This window comes from Flavobacterium hercynium (assembly GCF_002217285.1).
Lineage (GTDB): Bacteria > Bacteroidota > Bacteroidia > Flavobacteriales > Flavobacteriaceae > Flavobacterium > Flavobacterium hercynium.
Genome location: NZ_MUGW01000080.1, coordinates 1 through 508, shown reverse-complemented (window position 1 = coordinate 508; position 508 = coordinate 1). Strand labels below are relative to the sequence as shown.

The window sequence follows — 508 nt, the reverse complement described above, 5'->3', positions numbered from 1 at the left end:
TATCTGCATTTGCTACTAAAGCATTTGCAACTGTTACTTCTGCCGAAGCTGTTTTACAGTTTGATGGATTTGCTCCTGCCTCACAGATTTCATACGTGATGCTATATGTTCCACTTGCTGTATTGGCTGCAAGAGTAAGAACTCCATTTGCATTGATGCTCAATGGACCTGTTGTAATTGGCGTTACATCTGTATTTGTTGCTGTAACCGCTACTCCGTTTAAAGTATCGTTTGTCGTTACGTTACCAACATTTACCGCTGTGTTTCCTGAAGTCTGAGTTCCGTAAGTGTTATCGTTGTTTGCAACTAAAGCATTTGCAACTGTTACTTCAGCTGAAGCTGTTTTACAGTTTGATGGATTTGCACCTGCTTCACAGATTTCATAAGTGATGCTATATGTTCCACTTGCTGTATTCGCTGCAAGAGTTAAAACTCCATTTGCATTGATGCTCAATGGACCTGTTGTGATTGGTGTTACATCTGTATTTGCTGCTGTAACCGCTACTCC

Annotated in this window: 1 pseudogene; it reads right to left on the bottom strand. The window is 40.7% G+C overall.

The annotated features are described in order from the left end of the window. Window positions 1-508 (bottom strand): annotated as a pseudogene (locus B0A66_RS23025) (hypothetical protein); the annotation flags it as partial.